At 58.2% G+C, this 261-nt stretch carries 1 protein-coding gene; it reads right to left on the reverse strand.

The features are described from left to right. Nucleotides 1-195, reverse strand: a 195-nt coding sequence (locus AC0IYH_RS32260) for a helix-turn-helix domain-containing protein (protein WP_471838394.1), incomplete at its 3' end; no start/stop codon positions are given. Nucleotides 196-261: the final 66 nt, after the last annotated feature.

Genomic DNA, 261 nt, shown 5'->3' on the forward strand with positions numbered 1-261 from the left:
TTCCAGGGGAATCAGGTTGCGCCCTTCATGCTTGAACAATGGGCAACGCAGGGCGCTTTCCAGGGAGTGAATGGCGCGGTGCACGCTGACGTTGCTGGTATTGAGCTCGCTTGCGGCCTTCGTGAGGTTGCCGCTGCGCATGAAGGCCAGAAAGATTTCCAGCTTCTTGAGCGTCAGTTCTTCATCTATCTGCATGGGCCAGATCCGATCCTTGGCAGGGGGCTGGCCCGATTGTGCCGCAGATTAGTCGCGGTTGTACGC

This window comes from Pseudomonas sp. AC463, from assembly GCF_979253585.1.